Raw genomic sequence first — 16,794 nt, 5'->3', positions numbered from 1 at the left:
ACGAGCAGCCGATAAAATGATATCCTCAAAAATAGAGGTGATAACCATACCACGAAAAGCGGGAAGAGGTTGATCGCTAATTAAGCAGTGTTAGGGTACGGGTTAGCTGACAGCAAGCGTTAAACTTATGCGGTAATTTTAAAATTTATTGACTCAAAATTAGGTGTTCAGGGAAAAAATAGGAAACAAGCGAGGTCTATGGATATCGCTTGTTTTCTTTTATATCCTTTTTAGAGTGTCAGAGATCAGCTAATGGAACCTGTAAAGCTTTGTCAAGCAATGATTAAGAAAAAATATCAGCATAGGAAAGCAGCTATCCCCAAGATTGCAAGAGATAGAATAGTGGGGAGCCAGACGGAGTAAGCCGCTTTCACCCTGGCGTAGTATATGCGTAAAAATTTTTTTAGTCCGGTGACTTTTACCACTCTTACGGGTTCTCCTCCAGCTTCTTTTTTGAGCATAAAAGAGTAAACAGCATTGTCATAGGTTGGTTTAGCTTTACGAATGCTGTGAATAAATTTCAAAATCAGTTTTGCGAATAGCCGGATTCCTTCGTTTAAAAATGCTGCGCCTTTTCCCTTTAATTTTGTATTGTTTCTAAGATGCCCGCTTTATAGTCGATTCTCCGAACAGGTAAATACTGGCATAATTCTTAGCGAAAATACATAGTGGGTAATATAGTTCAAATTCTGGATAGTGGGGGTTAGGCCTGTGTGTTCCTGAAATAAAATTACAAGGAGAAAAATGCATGGTGAAAAAAAGTGGTTTGCACGAAGACTTACACCGAGGATTGCAGGAACGTCATATTCAACTGATTGCCCTCGGCGGCGCTATCGGCGTTGGCCTGTTCCTGGGATCGGCCACTGCCATAAAGGCGGCCGGCCCGGCTTTAATGATTGCGTATTTGATCAGCGGGATTATCATCTTCTACATTATGCGCGCGCTGGGCGAAGTCGCTGTGGCCTATCCGGTTTCCGGTTCTTTCAGCGCTTACGCCAATCGGTTTCTGGGACCGCTGGCCGGTTATCTGACGGGGTGGACCTACTGGTTCATGTGGAGTGTCACCTGTATGGCCGAAATCACAGCAGTTGGAGTATACATGCAGTTCTGGTTTCCGGAGATTCCCCAATGGATTCCGGCCCTGGCAGCTCTGATATGCATGACGGTTATTAACCTGATTGCCGTTGAGGCCTACGGCGAATTTGAGTTCTGGTTTGCTCTCATAAAAATCGTCACGATCATCTTTATGCTTGTCGCGGGCTTGGGAATGATTATTTTTGGTTTCGGCAACAATGGGGTGCCGATTGGCATCTCCAATCTCTGGGTCTATGGCGGATTTTCCCCCCAGGGCTTGTCAGGCATTATGATGGCGCTAGTCATGGTAATGTTTTCCTATGTAGGGATTGAACTGATCGGAGTTACCGCCGGCGAAGCCCAAAATCCGGGGAAATCCCTGCCGGCTGCGATCGATAAAGTTCTCTGGCGGATACTTCTCTTCTATATTGGAGCCCTGTTCGTTATTATGTCCCTCTATCCCTGGAATCAGTTGGGAACCATCGGCAGCCCGTTTGTGCTGATTTTCGAAAAACTGGGCATCCGGGCCGCGGCCGGGATGATTAACTTTGTTGTCATAACCGCCGCATTATCGTCCTGCAACAGCGGCATTTTCAGCACGGGCCGCATGCTGTACAATCTATCGCTGCAAGGCCGGGCTCCCGGCTTGTTCGGCAATCTGAACAGCAGCAAAGTACCGAGAAACGCCATTCTGGTATCAGCGATCTTTCTGTTGCTCGGCGTTGGGCTTAATTATCTGGTTCCCGCCAAAGTATTTACATATGTAACCAGCATCGGCACCTTTGCCGCCTTGTGGGTCTGGGCCATTATCGTGCTGGTGCAGCTGCGGTTCCGAAAGGCATTAACACCGCAGCAGCAGGCTGGACTGAAATATCCGATGCCCGGCTATCCGGTCATAAACTGGGTCTGCCTGGTGTTTCTGGCATTTGTGGCTGTTGTGATGTGCCTTGATCCCGATACGCGCATGGCCATGATCGTCGGGCCGATCTGGCTGATCATGCTGACAGCTGCTTATTATTTTTTGGGGCTGGGGCAAAACAGACGCTAAAGGTTCCTCCGCCCCAAAGCTTAACCATCTTTATACAAGGATGGCTCCAAGTAAACAAGCAGTAATGCAACCTAGGCCGGTCTGACTCATGAGGCCGGCCCTTTCTGATGGAAATTTCTTGACAGTCGCGAAAAACCATGCAATAATGTATACAAAATAATATATACACAAACTTGGTTTGTAGGAAAGTGCATCTAGGGTTCCGCTGGCGACAGGACTGTGACCGAGCGATGCAAGATATGGCGGTGGCCATATTACACCGTGGGTATAAAAGACCCTGCGGCAGGTTTCTTACCCTTATTAAGGGAGAACTTGACGCAGGGTTTTGTTTATTTTTCTGCTCATACAATATGGCATAAGTCTGACGATGATGGGGTCAAGGGATGGAAATGCCGCTGCAGAGAGCCGGTGGATGCTGCGAACCGGTGCGGGGACCAGCCTGATACTCACCCAGGAGTCCTGGCGGTGAAGTGTGTGCCGGGCCCGGCATGCTTTTAGCCCCAGCGTGGCCGGGCGTTAACCGGAAGTCAGTCGACGGCTGGCGCAATGAGGCCAAAGTAGGGTGGTACCGCGTTTAGACGCCCCTATTGATGCTGTTTTACAGCATCAATAGGGGCGTTTTATTTATAGACCGCAAGATTGCGACTGCCGGCGTCGTGTCTTGACCTAATGACCATAAAGAAAGGATGAGTCATTGTGTCTGAAGTCATTAAAATTTTTGATACAACATTGCGTGACGGCGAACAGACGCCGGGGGTATGTTTGAATGTAAAAGAAAAATTGGAGATTGCCCAAAGTTTGGCCAGACTGAAAGTGGATTGTATTGAGGCCGGGTTTCCCGTGGCCTCTCCCGGCGATTTTGCGGCAGTCAGCCAAATCGCCGCCGAGGTAAAAGGTCCGGTGATTGCCGCTTTGGCCCGGGCCGAAAGAAAAGATATCGAGACAGCCGCCCAGGCCCTCCGGGCCGCCGAACGCCCCCGCATTCATACTTTCATTGCCACCAGCGATATTCATCTGCAATATAAGCTGAAAATGAGCCGGGACCAGGTCCTGGCGGCGGCCCGGGAAGCTGTGGCCTGTGCCAGGCGGTTCGTTCCTGATGTGGAGTTTTCAGCTGAGGACGCTACCCGCTCCGATTGGGAATATCTTTGCCAGGTGTACGGGGCCGCCATTGCTGCCGGTGCTACCGTCATCAACGTGCCGGATACAGTTGGCTTTATTGCGCCGGATGAATTCGGCGCCCTGATCCGGTTCATCCGGGAGAGAGTTCCCGGCATTGAAGATGTTACCGTCAGCGTCCATTGCCACGACGACTTAGGCATGGCAGTGGCCAACTCCCTGGCAGCGGCGCAAAATGGGGCTGCTCAGATAGAATGCACGATCAACGGCCTGGGAGAAAGGGCCGGTAACGCCTCCCTGGAAGAACTGGCTCTGGCTTTATACACCCGCCGCGACTACTACCGCCTGCATACCGGCCTGGATCTGTCCCGGATTTATCGCGCTTCCCGCTTAGTCAGCAGCCTGAGCGGGGTAGTGATTCAGCCCAACAAGGCCGTGGTGGGCGATAACGCTTTTGCGCATGAATCAGGCATTCATCAGCACGGTGTACTGAATAATGCCCTGACCTATGAAATTATTGCACCTGAGATTATCGGCCTGGCCGCCAATCAAATCGTGTTAGGCAAACATTCCGGCCGTCATGCTTTTGAGGAACGGTTAAAGCATCTGGGCTATCAATTGGAGAGCCACACCGTCGACGACTTGTTCCGGCAATTCAAACAGCTGGCTGACCGCAAAAAAGTGGTTTATGACCGGGATATTGAAGCCTTGGCGTTACAGCAGGACAGTTTCCGGGAAAGCGAACACTACCGTTTGGTAGAGCATCATGTGGTCAGCGGCAGTCAGGGCAGCGCCATTGCTTCGGTAAAGCTGGAGTCCAAGGCCGGTCTGACGGAGCAGGCATCCTGCGGCGACGGCCCGGTTGACGCCGTCTTTCGGGCGATTGAGCAGGCAGTGGGGTTCCCGGTGGAACTTAAGGATTATCAATTGAAAGCCGTTACTGCCGGTCAGGATGCTTTGGGTGAGGCCACTGTCCATCTTGAGCAGGATGGCAGGGTCTTTGCCGGCAGGGGGATTTCCACGGATGTGATTGAAGCCAGCGCCAAAGCCTACTTAAACGCTATTAACAAGATGCCGCCGGTCTGCCTGCAGCCTAGTGCCGCCATAACAAAAATTGCAGCAGGGGGAATTTAAATGGGAATGACCATGACGGAAAAAATCTTCGCCCGCAAGGCCGGCTTGTCCCGGGTGGAACCGGGACAGCTGATCCAGTGCCCGGTAGACCTGGTATTGGCCAACGATATCACCGGCCCTCCCTCGATCCAGGAATTTAAAAAAATCGGACGCCCGGTATTTGACAAAGAGAAAATAGTTTTAGTGCCGGACCACTTCATTCCGAACAAGGACATCAAGTCGGCGGAACAAGCCAAGGCTATCAAGGATTTCGCCCGTGCGCACCAGATCACTCACTATTTTGAAGTGGGCCGCATGGGCATCGAACATGTACTGCTGCCTCAAGTCGGTCTTGTGGCGCCGGGAGAAGTGATTATCGGGGCGGATTCACATACCTGCACCTATGGCGCGTTAGGCGCCTTTGCCACCGGTGTCGGCTCTACCGATGCCGGCGCCGCCATGGCCACCGGTACTGCCTGGTTTAAAGTCCCGGCCAGCATTAAGGTGGCGCTAAGCGGGAAACTTAATAAATGGGTCACAGGCAAAGATGTGATCCTGACTTTGATCGGCATGATCGGAGTGGATGGGGCCCGTTATCAGTCCCTGGAATTTGCGGGACCGGGACTGAGTTCCCTGACTATGGCGGACCGGCTGACTATCGCTAATATGGCCATCGAAGGCGGGGCCAAAAACGGCATTTTCCCGGTGGATGATATTGCCCTGGCTTATCTGAAGGGCCGGGTAAGCCGCCCCTATGAGATGATGCATGCCGATCCGGACGCCCGCTATGCCCGCACCGTAACGATTGACCTTTCACAGTTGGAGCCGGTAGTAGCCCTGCCCCATTTGCCGGAAAACGTAAAGCCGGCCCGTCAGGTGACGGATGTACCCATCGATCAGGTAGTCATCGGCTCCTGTACCAATGGGCGTCTGGACGATCTGGCTCAGGCGGCGGCCATCTTGCAGGGGAAAAAAGTTCATCCCCGGCTGAGGGCCATCGTTATTCCCGGTTCGCAGGAAGTTTATCTGGAAGCCATGGAAAAGGGCTATATCCGGACCTTTATTGAAGCGGGCGCAGTGGTCAGCACTCCCACCTGCGGCCCTTGTCTCGGCGGCTATATGGGAATCCTGGCTGCCGGTGAAAAGGCCGTAGCCACCACAAACCGCAATTTCCGGGGCCGGATGGGGCATGTGGACAGCGAGGTCTATCTGGCCGGCCCGGCAGTGGCCGCTGCCAGTGCAATTATGGGCCGTATCGGCCTTCCTGAGGAGGTGGCGCAATGATTTTACAGGGGAAAATATGGATTTATGGCGATAATGTGGATACGGATGCCATTATTCCGGCCAGGTATCTCAATACCGCCGATCCCAAGGAACTGGCTAAACATTGCATGGAAGACATTGATACGACCTTTGCCGGCAAGGTAAAACCCGGTGAGATGATCGTGGCCGGCCGGAATTTCGGCTGCGGCTCTTCCCGGGAGCATGCGCCGGTTGCTATTAAGGCCAGCGGTATCGCTTGCGTAGTGGCTGACAGCTTTGCCCGCATCTTTTACCGCAACGCCATTAACATTGGCCTGCCTCTATTGGAACTAGGACCGGCAGTCCATGAAATTGCCGCCGACGACACCCTCGCGGCAGATTTGGCAAAGGGGACGGTTACCAGTCTCAGCAGCGGCAAAGTATTTCAGGCCCAGCCCCTACCGTCTTTTGTGCAGGAAATCGCCGCCGCCGGCGGTTTGATCGAATACCTTAAGGGGGTTAAGGCATGAATAAGCAGATCGTATTGATCCCCGGTGACGGCATCGGGCCGGAAATTATAGCCGCGGCTCAGGCGGTATTGACGAAAGCGGCGGCTAAGAGCGGTATTCAGTTTACTTTTGAAACCCATCTGGCCGGCGGCGCGGCCATTGACGCCTATGATACTCCGCTGCCGGGAAAAACTCTGGCCGCAGTTCGGCGGGCCGACGCTATCCTGCTGGGAGCAGTGGGAGGTCCCCAATGGGACCAGGTCAGCCCGGAGATCCGGCCGGAAAAGGCCATCTTAGGGTTGCGCAAAGAACTGGGGCTGTACGCTAATCTTCGTCCGGTGAGGGTTCCGGCGGTTACGGCAAACTACTCAACGCTAAAACCGGAAATTGTCACCGGTGTGGATGTGCTCATTGTCCGGGAACTGAACGGCGGCATTTACTATGGCGAGCGTATGGAGGCTGGCATGGTCGAAGGCAGGGAACAGGCCTGGGATACCGAATCTTACAGCCGGCCGGAAATTGAGCGCATCCTCCGTTTGGCCTGTCAAGTCGCCAGAAAACGCCGTAATAAAGTGACATCGGTTGACAAGGCCAATGTGCTGGCTTCCTCCCGCCTGTGGCGAAAGACTGCCGGCCAGGTGGCGCAAGAATACGACGATGTCAGAATAGACCATATGTATGTGGATAACTGCGCCATGCAGCTGGTCCTGTCCCCGAAGCAGTTTGACGTGGTGGTGACCAGCAACCTGTTTGGCGATATCTTGAGCGACGAGGCCGCCGTCCTGACCGGTTCCATTGGGATGCTCCCCTCGGCCAGCTTAGGCGACGGGCCGGGACTCTATGAACCGATTCATGGCTCTGCTCCGGATATTGCCGGCCAGGGGATCGCCAATCCCATCGGGACCATTTTGTCAGCCGCTCTGCTTATGCGTCATTCTTTCGGCGCTGAAGCGGCAGCCGGGCAAATCGAGGCAGCGGTGGAACGCAGCCTGGCTGACGGCTATCGCACGGCTGATTTGTATCAACCCGGACTGACCAAGCTGTCCACTGAAGAAATGGGCCGTAAAATTCTGGAGAACCTTCGCTGATTCCTATAGATCCCCTACCATCTGATAGCCGAAGAAAAGGAGGTGAGAAGATGCAAGACGAGTATGAGCAAACGCAGGGCAAAAAGCCGGTTGCTACCAATGCACACAGCGATCTGAACCATGTGGGCGGCATTAGCGATGAACTGGGGGGCGTCGATCCCAGAGCAGATGAGAATTTGATCCGCCTGTCAGGAGGTAACTGATACTGAATCGTAGGATTTTCCCTATAGAAAAGCAAGCGGGATTCGCTCTGAATATCGCTTGCTTTTCTTCTGCTTTCCATTTCCAATGGGAGCAGGAAAAATTCCGCGGGCAGCGTATCATGAATAATACAGTGTAAAAACTAAAACAAGGTGGACATGTTGAGCATGCTGACAGGAGATAGGGGTAAAACGGTTAAACGATTGATGCAGGCAGGCGTTCAGGCCATCGGGCGGCTCTTCTTGCTGCCGGTGATCGGCCTCCTGCTTCTGACGTCTCCCGCATTTGCGGCTTATGATTTCATAGAAAACGGCAGTTTTCAGCAGAGGCTGGCAGGCTGGGAGTTTGAGGAGAACTTTCAGCCTGCCGGCAATCAGCCGGTTGGAATCAGCTGGTCTGACAATACGGTGTATCTAAACGGCAAGGTTGGGGACACGCGGCAGGGAATCCAGCAGAAACTGGCGGTGGATGTGGCTTCTTATTCGTCCTTGCTGCTTTCGGTGGAAGTCAGGGTGGATGCCGCCCGACAGGATGGCCTGGGACTGACGGGGACCGAGGCGCCGGTTGCCGTATACTGTATTTATACCGACGAGAACGGCCTGCTCCACAACAGCCTGGACGCCCAAAGCGGCAACCGGATGTTTTGGCGGGGTTTTTATTATCTGCCGTCCCAGCTGCCGGTTCAGGCCGGCGACGGTGTGCCGGTGGTCCAAGGGGCCTGGTCGTCCTTTACCTATGACTTAATGCGGCTGATGCCCCGGCCTAAGACCATCCATGCTGTCGGCATACAGGGGGCCGGCTGGGCCGGGCGGTCGGCGGCAGTGCGCAAAGTGGCGCTGGTGGCGCCGGAAGAAGGGCGGGAACTGGTGACCAATCCCGGTTTTCGGCAGCTTGCAGCCGGCTGGCAGGTGGAACAGGATTTTCAGCCCTCCGAATATCGTACTGAACTGATCACTCATAATGAAGGCTTACAGCTGAAACAGGCTTTCGGCGACAGCCGGGTAGGGGTAAGGCAGAGGATCGAAGCCGATGTAAGCGGCTGCTCATCTCTGATCGTGACAGCCGATATCAGGTTGGAGCGGCAGTCCATGGGCGGCACAGGCTGGAATGGCAATGAGGCGCCGGTAGCTCTCTTTGTGGTCTATACCGATGAGCAGGGCATCCTTCATGACAAGCTGCCGGAGGGCGCCTCGGAAAACAGCAGGTCTGTGTTTTGGCGCGGCTTGTACTGCCTGGACCCGGTCCCGCCGGCCATTTCCCTGAGAGGCGTAAAGGTCGAGCCGGACCGGTGGCAGACAGTAAGTTTTGAACTTATGGAACTGGATCCGAAACCGAAGGTTATTCATTATATCGGAGTGCATGGAGCGGGAAGAGCGCCCCGGGACGGGGCTATAAGGTTGCTCAGTCTCAAGTCCCGTTAGGAGACCGTTGAAAAAGGCCCATCTGCGTCGTTGCTCCTGCGGGCGGGCGTTCGACGTACCCTGCAAACGTACAGTCTCACGCCCGTCCTCGTCGCGCCTAACATCTGGACCTTTTTGAACGGTCTCGGAGTTAGGACGAAGCACCACGGAAAGGATGAAAACAATTGTCTGCATATGATTCGATCACACAGAAATTCCACGCTTATTTCACCAGGGACGCCAATGCTTGCGTGACCTTGGGGGTGGACAAACATTTGGATGAGCTGCCGGATCCGTCTTTGGCGGCCAGTCAGGCCAATGTCAGGGAAGGAAATGAACTGTTGGCGGAGATTCGCCATGTCCCCCGGGAAGACCTGGACTGTGAAAAGCAGCTGGACCTGGACTTGGCGGCTTTAGAAGTAGAATACTCTGTGTTTGGCGATACCTGCCGGTTTAACGGCAAACCCGAGCGGTTTCAAATGCCTACGGCCGGTGAGGACATCAGCAACGGGCTTTTTCTCCTGTTTGTCAGTGACCCGCGGCCGGCGGCTGAACGGCTGGATAATATCACCTGCCGCCTGGAAAAGGTTCCTGACTATCTGGACGGCCTGCTGGGCCGCCTGGATACGCCAGTCAAGCGTTGGCGGGATGTGGATGAGGAAAAGGTCCGGGAATTGCCGGATCTGTTTGCCACTGTCTCTCAGTGGGCCAGGCAGGAGAGCTATCCTGGTCTGGCGCGGCTGAACCGGGCCAGGGAAAAGGCGGAGACCGCCCTGAGCGATTATCTGCACCGTCTTCAGGCGATGCCTGTAACCGGTCAATTCGCAGTGGGACTCGGTCAAACCCGCGAAATTATCCGGCTGCGGGGCATTGAAAAGTCTATGGAAAGCCTGAAAAGCATGGCGCGGGACTTTTTAGCCGAAAATGCCGCCACGGTGGAGGAACTCCGGGCCAAGCTGGCGGCTAAGTATAAGCTGGATAAGAATATACAGACGGTTCAGCTGCAGCAGTACCTGAATAAACAGTACCAGGTTGATCCTGGCAAAGATGGGTCTTTCTCCGGCATATTGCAGCGGTATGAAGCCGAGCGGGGAAAAATCCTGCAGTTTATTGCTGAGCGGGATCTCTTCCCGGTGCCGGCCGATCAGGATATGCTGATCATCCGGACTCCCGGCTTTATGCAGCCGTCGATTCCGGCCGGGGCCATGATGTCGCCGCCGCCTTTCCGGGCCGGCGTCAGGCGCAGTATTATTTATCTGACTCTGGGGCAGGAACTGCTGGACGAACACACCGAGTTGTCCATACCGGTCATGCTGATTCATGAAGGCATCCCCGGCCACCATCTGCAGTTTGCCGCCGCTGCTTCTCACCCTTCCGTCATCCGCCGTCATCTCAACGCCATGGATCAGGCCGAAGGGTGGACCACTATGCTGGAAGACTATATGCTGGATCAGGGCTATATGGGAGATCTGACCGACGAGGCCCGGTTTATCTGCCAGCGGGATATTGCCCGGCTTGGCGCGAGAGTGGCCATTGATCTTTACTTTATGACCGGAGATCCGGAGTGCCTGGATGTGGGGGTCGAAACCGACCTTTCTGATCCGGATCCTTTTGTCAATGCCGGCCGGCTGCTGGATAAGGTCACTGGCTTTACCCCGGCCCGGGCCCAAGGCGAACTGAACTGGTACTCCCAGGACAGGGGATATCCGCTGTCCTATCTCACTGGCAACCGGCTGGTTTGGAAACTGAAGCGGGATTTGGCCAAAGCCCGCCGGGGAAAGGAAGAGGGGCTGGCCTTGGACCGGCTGTTCCATCAGGTGTATCTGTCAGCCGGGGCCATGCCGGTGTCGTATCTGCGCCGGGTGTTTCAAAATCAGGGACTTCTCTGAGAAATCCAGATAGAATAACAGCAGGGATTGCCGCCGGCAATCCCTGCTGTTATTCTATGTATGCTGCTATTTTTATTCGAAGTTCTCCGGATTCAGCCCTTTCAAGGCCGGCAGGACGAACCGGCCGTCTTTGCGGATCAGGACGTCGTCGAACCAGAGCTCGCCGCCGCCGTATTCCGGGGTCTGAATCGCCACCAGATCCCAGTGGATAGCGGACTGGTTGCCGTTAAAAGCGGTCTGATAGGCGTTGCCGGGAGTAAAATGGAAGCTGCCGCAAATCTTTTCGTCAAATAAAGTATCTTTCATCGGGTGATGAATATAGGGATTTACCCCCAGAGCAAATTCCCCGATATAACGGGATCCTTCGTCGGTGTCCAGGACTTTATTCAGTTTTTCTGTCTGATTGGAGGTTGCCTTTATGATCTTGCCTTGGGAGAACTCCAGCCGGACATTTTCATAGGTGACTCCCTGGTAAATCGCCGGCGTGTTATAGGTCACGTATCCGTTCACCGAATGACGGACCGGGGCGGTGAAGACTTCTCCGTCCGGAATGTTGCGCAGGCCGCAGGATTTCACGACAGGAATGTCTTTGATCGAGAAGGTCAGGTCAGTGCCCGGACCGATGATCTGCACCTGCTCGGTTCGATCGAACAGGTCGACTAACGGGTCTTCGGCAGCGGCCAGCTTAGCGTAATCCAGATTGCAGACCTTGAAGTAAAAATCCTCGAAGGCCTCGGTGCTCATACCGGCCAGCTGAGCCATGGAAGGAGTAGGATACCGCAGGACGCACCATTTGGTGCCGGTCAGGCGGACGTCGGTGTGGACCGGTTTCCACCAGTGCTGCTGGTAATATTGCATCTGCTGCTTCGGCACATCGGACAGTTCGCTGACATTGTCGGAAGCGCGGAGGCCGATGTAAGCCTGCATCTGGCGCATCAAACCGGCCTCCCAGTCGCCGTATGCCTTCATTTGTTCTTCGCTGGCTCCGGTGAGAAGAGTCCGCTGCAACGCGTTGTTTTTGGCAATGACAAAGGGAATGCCGCCGGCCTGATAAGCCTGGTCAACCAAAGCCTTGGCCAGGTCGATGCCCGTGTCGAAAACCTCAATCAGGATTTTTTCCCCCGGCTGAAGACTGGTGGAATACCGGATCAGATTTTTTGCCAGGGTTTGAATACGCGGGTCCATGGACAGCACCTCCGGAATTTTTACACTTTTATTTGGCCAGTTGCTTGACCGCCTGCTTCAGGCTCAAAGCAATTCTGCCCCGATCCTCATCCACGCTCAGGATCACTACATCCAGAATGTCTCCGACTGACACTACATCCAGAGGGTGCCGGAAGGGTTTATCGCTGAGTTCGGAACGATGGATCAGACCGTTGGTTTTGATGCCGATATCTACAAATACGCCGAAATCGATCACATTGTGCACCGTGCCCTTGACGATGCTGCCGGGAGTGAGATCAGACAGTTTGACGACATTCTTGCGGGTCAGGGGCGCCGGCAGATCTTCCCGGGGGTCGCGGCCGGGTTTGGCCAGGGCGGACAGGATATCCCGCACGGTTGGTTCGCCGGCGTCCAGTTCCTTGGCCAGTTTGGCCGGGTCGGCAGCCGGCAGCTGTTTTTGGATCAGCTGCTGCTTTTCCCGGTTGGCCAGGTCTTCCAGGCCGAATCCCAGGCGGTTCAGGATGGCTTCGGCGATAGGGTAGGATTCCGGGTGCACCGGCGTATTATCCAGGGGATTCTCGCCTTTTTGCAGGCGCAGGAAACCGGCGCACTGAGTAAAGGCCGCCGGGCCCAGGCGAGGTACCTTGAGCAGCTGTTTGCGGCTTTTAAACACGCCGTTGGCGTCCCGGTAGGCTACGATATTTTTGGCTACGTTGGCATTGATGCCTGCTACGTAAGTCAAAAGCGCCGGCGAGGCGGTGTTCAACTCTACCCCTACATGATTTACGGCTGACTCCACCACATTGCCTAAGGTATTGTTAAGTTCCTTTTGATTCACATCGTGTTGATACTGACCTACGCCGATGGATTTAGGGTCGATTTTTACCAGTTCGGCCAGGGGGTCCTGAACCCGCCGGGCAATGGACACTGCGCCACGGATGGTCACGTCCAGGTCCGGCATTTCTTCCTTGGCCAGCTTGGACGCCGAGTATACCGAGGCTCCGGCTTCGTTGGTGATGATATAGTGAACTGCCAGATTATGCTTGGCGATTAGAGTGGCCACGAATTCTTCGGTTTCGTAGGAGGCAGTGCCGTTGCCGATGGAGATCAGGCCGATTCCATGCTTTTTAATGGCCGTCAGCACCACTTCGGCCGCCTTCTCTTTTTGGGTCTCGCTCATGGTCAAATAAATGGCGCCGTACTCCAATACCGCGCCGGTGGGACTGACCACCGCCATTTTGCAGCCGGTGCGGTAGCCGGGATCAAGGCCCATGACCGTATGGCCGGCCAAAGGCGGCTGCAGCAGAAGCTGTCGCAGATTGAGGCCAAACACCCGGATGGCTTGTTTTTCGGCATTTTCCGTAAGCAGGGACCGCAGCTCCCGTTCCAGGGAAGGAAACAGCAGCCGCTTGTAGCTGTCGGCAATTGCCTCCTGCAAAAGACCGGAAAAGATCGACGGCTTGGTGATTACCTGCCGGGCGATCAGATCGGTGTTGGTATCATGGGGGGCATGAAGGTGCACTTTCAGCACTTCTTTATTTTCGCCCCGGTTGATAGCTAAAATCCGGTGGGAAGGCATCCGTTTCACCGGCTCACGGTATTCCTTGTACATCAGGACTTCTTTGGCGTCGGCTTCGGGCACCGCCAATTCGGTGGAAATTTCAGCCGTATTCCACAACTGCTTGCGCAGCATAGCACGAAAATCGGCCCGTTCGCTGATTTGCTCGGCAATGATATCCAAAGCCCCGGCCATGGCCTCTTCTGCTGTATGGACCTCTTTTTCCGGATTGATAAATTCTTTGGCAAAGTCCAGCGGATCGCCGCTTTGCTGTTCCTGGGCCAAAAGGATTTCGGCCAGCGGTTCCAGCCCCTTTTCCCGGGCAATCTGAGCCCGGGTGCGCTTTTTCGGGCGATAGGGCAGATACAGGTCTTCTAAGTCCTGGAGTTTGGTGGTGGCCAGAATCGAGGCCTCCAGTTCCGGGGTAAGCTTGCCTTGATCGGTAATACTGGTCAGGATTTCTTCCTGTCGTTTCACCAGGTTGCGTAAATACTGAGCCCTTTCATCCACAGAGCGGATTTGTTCCTCGTCGAGTTCGCCGGTCACCTCTTTGCGGTAACGGGCAATAAATGGGGTGGTGTTTCCTTCATCCAAGAGCTTGAGAGCAGCCTCAACCTGGTGTTGTCTGACATTCAGCTCACGGGCAATAATTACGGGAATTTCAGTGACAATCACGGTTTCACCAACTTCACAAAATTTATTCGTATGAGGGACCCGCCCGCCGCTAGGCTGGGGCACAGGCTTTATATATTATAGCATAGTTTAACCGAATTACGATAAATTTCCTGCTTTGACAGAACAACCCTGGTTTTCTAATTTATTTTATAGCTCACAATCTTTTGACAGTCAATGGTATAATACTACTGAGGTGTGATAAGATAAAAAAAACATTTCTATTTCTATCGGACTGTTCAGCACTTTATGGATATAATCTCAAGGAGGCGTGGTTATGTTAAAGATTAAAGAAACGCATTTGCCGGGCATTGGCGAAAAGTTTCAGGTAGAAACCCGCAGTGGCGATAAGTTAGTCATTGTGATTCATGATGATGGGAGAAGAGAACTGTATCATTTTGATAATGACGACCTGGATGAAACTGTCTCTATGATTACGCTGGATGATGATGAAGCCCGTCAAGTGGCTGCGATTGTGGGAGGTATGACCTATAAACCCACAGCGCTTGAAACAGTGGAAATTGCTTTAGATGAATTGGTGATTGAATGGTATAAAATTGAACCCGGCTCAAGCTGCATTGGACGCAATATCGGCGATTTGGGGGTGCGTCAGCAGACTGGCGCGACGATTATTGCCATTGTGGAAAAAGACCGCAAGCAAAAAATTAATCCGGGACCGGAGCAAGTGTTAACCGAGGATGCCACGATTGTCATAGCGGCTGAAAGAAAACAGATCAAAGCACTGAAGCAATTACTGAAATAAGCCGGACCTGTTCCGCGATAACTTTTTAAAAAGGGAATTCGCTTGACATTACATGAAGCAGAGCCATAATCTGCAACCTTACCATATGAAGGAGCGCCGGATCCGCCTGGATCCGGCGCTCCTCTTATTTAGACGGAAACAAGATCTGCCAAGCAGGCTTGTTTCTCGTTCACAGCGTATGCCAGCATTTTTGCAAATAACGATTTGATTTTATGATGGATGGGAAGGGGAAAATCAAGCCCTGACGAATAGAAAAAAGAGATTGGCTCAGCGATAGCAAGAAAGAATCTTTGAAAATATAATATGGCAGGTGGTTTTGCCGGTATGCCAGGCAAAACTATCTTTTGTACTTAGGTAAAAGATTGCAATCGGCACGAGCGGATTACATTCATTGAATTTGATAAAGCAAAGAGGCGGCATAAACATGACTTTATTGGACCTAATCACTCGTAGCAACCTCATCATCCTGTTGACAGGCGTGCTCATGATTGTTGGCGTACTTGGCGCCCGGTTTTCCTCGAAAATGGGAATGCCGTCCCTGGTTTTCTACATTGGCGTAGGATTGATTCTCGGTGAATTTTTCTACTATGACAATGCGTTTGTCACACAGCTGTTTGGAATATTTGCCTTGATTGTCATTTTGTTTGAAGGCGGACTGCAGACTCATTGGGAAGTGGTGCGCCCGGTGATGCGCCCGGCTCTGAGTCTGGCGACACTGGGCGTTGCGGCAACTGCCGGCGTGATTGGCGTTTGCGCTAAGTGGCTTCTGGATGTTTCCTGGCTGGAAGGACTGCTGTTTGGCGCTATCGTCGGCTCAACCGATGCTGCGGCTGTATTTGCCGCCATGGGAGACAAGAATGTCCGTCAACGGCTTTCCGCCACTCTGGAAGCCGAGTCGGGGATGAATGATCCTATGGCGGTTTTCTTGACGGTGCTGCTGATTGGCTGCATACAGTCGCCGGATATCAGTTGGAGCGAAATGCTCCTCAAACTGTTTTGGGAGATGGCGCTGGGAGGCTTGACCGGCATTGTATTCGGCAAAATGGCTGTCTGGGGCGTGAACAGGGTACAATTGAAATCCTCCGGCCTGTATCCCATTCTTGCCCTGGCCTTTGCCGTGGTAGCCTACAGCGCTACCTCGCTTCTGCACGGCAGCGGTTTGCTGGCGGTCTATCTCATGGCGATCATCCTGGGCAATTCGGATATTGTGTATCGTCAGGCGATTTTTCGATTTAATGAAGGGTTTGCCTGGATGATGCAGATTTTTCTGTTCATTCTGCTCGGTTGGCTGGCGTTCCCGGAAAAGTTGATGGCTGTGGCCTGGCAGGGATTGGCTTTGTCGGCCCTGTTGATTTTGGTTGCCCGGCCGTTAGGGGTTTGGCTGTCTACACCGGGGCGGGAATGGCAGCGAAACGAGCGGATGTTTATTGCCTGGGCCGGATTGCGCGGCGCCGTCCCCATTGTTTTGGCCATATACCCCTTGATGGCGCACATCGAGAAAAGCCAGCTTATTTTTAACGCGGTATTCTTTGTGGTCGTGACTTCGGCCCTCATCCAGGGATCAACCATTTCCTATTTGGGAGAAAAACTGGGCGCTATGGCGGCGGGACGGAAAAAGATGCCGCATATGCTGGAATTGGTTTCATTAGGGAAAACCGAGGCAGAAATCCTCGAAATTGAAATAGAGAAGGGCACTGCCCCCGACGGGCGGTGCATCGCTGCCCTGGGATTGCCGCCGCAAGTACTGATCGCCGCTATTGTGCGGGAGCAGACGGTGGTAACGCCCAAAGGCGGTACGGTTTTACAGTCGGGCGATATCATTTATACGCTGGTGCCCAAGAAGCAGAAAGATTACGTTCATCGCTTGCTGACCTCCTCCGAGGTTCAGCCGCAGTATGTGCCGCAGCCGCAATAAATGCTCTCTTTTGGGGTGCTGAGAACGGATGGGATAAAC

12 protein-coding genes are annotated in these 16,794 nt (G+C 53.5%); 10 read left to right on the top strand and 2 right to left on the bottom strand.

Annotated features, from left to right (window positions below; translation table 11 throughout):
• Positions 1-748 precede the first annotated feature (748 nt).
• The 8 genes from ALO_RS10490 to ALO_RS10460 all read left to right on the top strand — a co-directional run bounded on the left by ALO_RS10490 (position 749) and on the right by ALO_RS10460 (position 10,683).
• Positions 749-2,122, top strand: coding sequence for an amino acid permease (locus ALO_RS10490; RefSeq protein WP_004095524.1), 1,374 nt, complete (start codon positions 749-751; stop codon positions 2,120-2,122).
• A 696-nt stretch (positions 2,123-2,818) separates the two neighbouring features.
• Positions 2,819-4,375, top strand: coding sequence for a 2-isopropylmalate synthase (locus ALO_RS10485; protein WP_004095522.1), 1,557 nt, complete (start codon positions 2,819-2,821; stop codon positions 4,373-4,375).
• Positions 4,376-5,638 carry a 3-isopropylmalate dehydratase large subunit gene (gene leuC, locus ALO_RS10480; RefSeq protein ID WP_004095519.1) on the top strand — a complete coding sequence of 421 codons (1,263 nt, stop codon included), beginning with the start codon at positions 4,376-4,378 and terminating at the stop codon, positions 5,636-5,638.
• Positions 5,635-6,126, top strand: a complete 492-nt coding sequence (locus ALO_RS10475; protein WP_004095512.1) for a 3-isopropylmalate dehydratase small subunit — start codon at positions 5,635-5,637, stop codon at positions 6,124-6,126. Before leuC ends, ALO_RS10475 begins: the two co-directional genes overlap by 4 nt.
• A complete protein-coding gene (gene leuB / locus ALO_RS10470; protein ID WP_004095509.1) occupies positions 6,123-7,193 on the top strand; it encodes a 3-isopropylmalate dehydrogenase in 1,071 nt (356 codons plus the stop codon). The genes ALO_RS10475 and leuB overlap by 4 nt, the downstream gene beginning before the upstream one ends.
• Before the next feature lie 50 nt (positions 7,194-7,243).
• Positions 7,244-7,396 carry a hypothetical protein gene (locus ALO_RS22420; RefSeq protein ID WP_004095503.1) on the top strand — a complete coding sequence of 51 codons (153 nt, stop codon included), beginning with the start codon at positions 7,244-7,246 and terminating at the stop codon, positions 7,394-7,396.
• 165 nt (positions 7,397-7,561) lie between these two features.
• The gene (locus ALO_RS10465) at positions 7,562-8,815 is read left to right on the top strand and encodes a hypothetical protein (RefSeq protein ID WP_004095500.1); all 1,254 of its coding nucleotides are present in this window, start codon (positions 7,562-7,564) and stop codon (positions 8,813-8,815) included.
• A 164-nt stretch (positions 8,816-8,979) separates the two neighbouring features.
• Positions 8,980-10,683: a DUF885 family protein gene (locus tag ALO_RS10460; protein WP_004095499.1), complete on the top strand. Its 1,704-nt coding sequence runs from the start codon at positions 8,980-8,982 to the stop codon at positions 10,681-10,683.
• 72 nt (positions 10,684-10,755) lie between these two features.
• Here the strand turns inward: ALO_RS10460 and ALO_RS10455 are convergent, their stop codons facing one another.
• Both ALO_RS10455 and ALO_RS10450 read right to left on the bottom strand, forming a co-directional pair.
• Positions 10,756-11,868, bottom strand: coding sequence for an aminopeptidase (locus tag ALO_RS10455; protein ID WP_004095493.1), 1,113 nt, complete (start codon positions 11,866-11,868; stop codon positions 10,756-10,758).
• Positions 11,869-11,896: 28 nt separating this feature from the next.
• Complete coding sequence (locus tag ALO_RS10450; RefSeq protein WP_004095491.1) at positions 11,897-14,080, bottom strand: Tex family protein; 2,184 nt, start codon at positions 14,078-14,080, stop codon at positions 11,897-11,899.
• Between the two features lie 274 nt (positions 14,081-14,354).
• Between ALO_RS10450 and ALO_RS10445 the strand changes: the two genes are divergently transcribed.
• On the top strand, positions 14,355-14,840 hold the full coding sequence (locus tag ALO_RS10445; protein WP_004095487.1) for a cation:proton antiporter regulatory subunit: 486 nt from the start codon (positions 14,355-14,357) through the stop codon (positions 14,838-14,840).
• A gap of 424 nt (positions 14,841-15,264) precedes the next feature.
• Entirely contained in the window at positions 15,265-16,755 is a 1,491-nt protein-coding gene (locus ALO_RS10440; RefSeq protein ID WP_004095485.1) for a potassium/proton antiporter, read from the top strand.
• Positions 16,756-16,794: the final 39 nt, after the last annotated feature.

Source organism: Acetonema longum DSM 6540 (genome assembly GCF_000219125.1).
Taxonomy (GTDB): Bacteria; Bacillota; Negativicutes; order Sporomusales; family Acetonemataceae; genus Acetonema; species Acetonema longum.
This window is presented reverse-complemented; position numbering and strand designations above follow the sequence as displayed.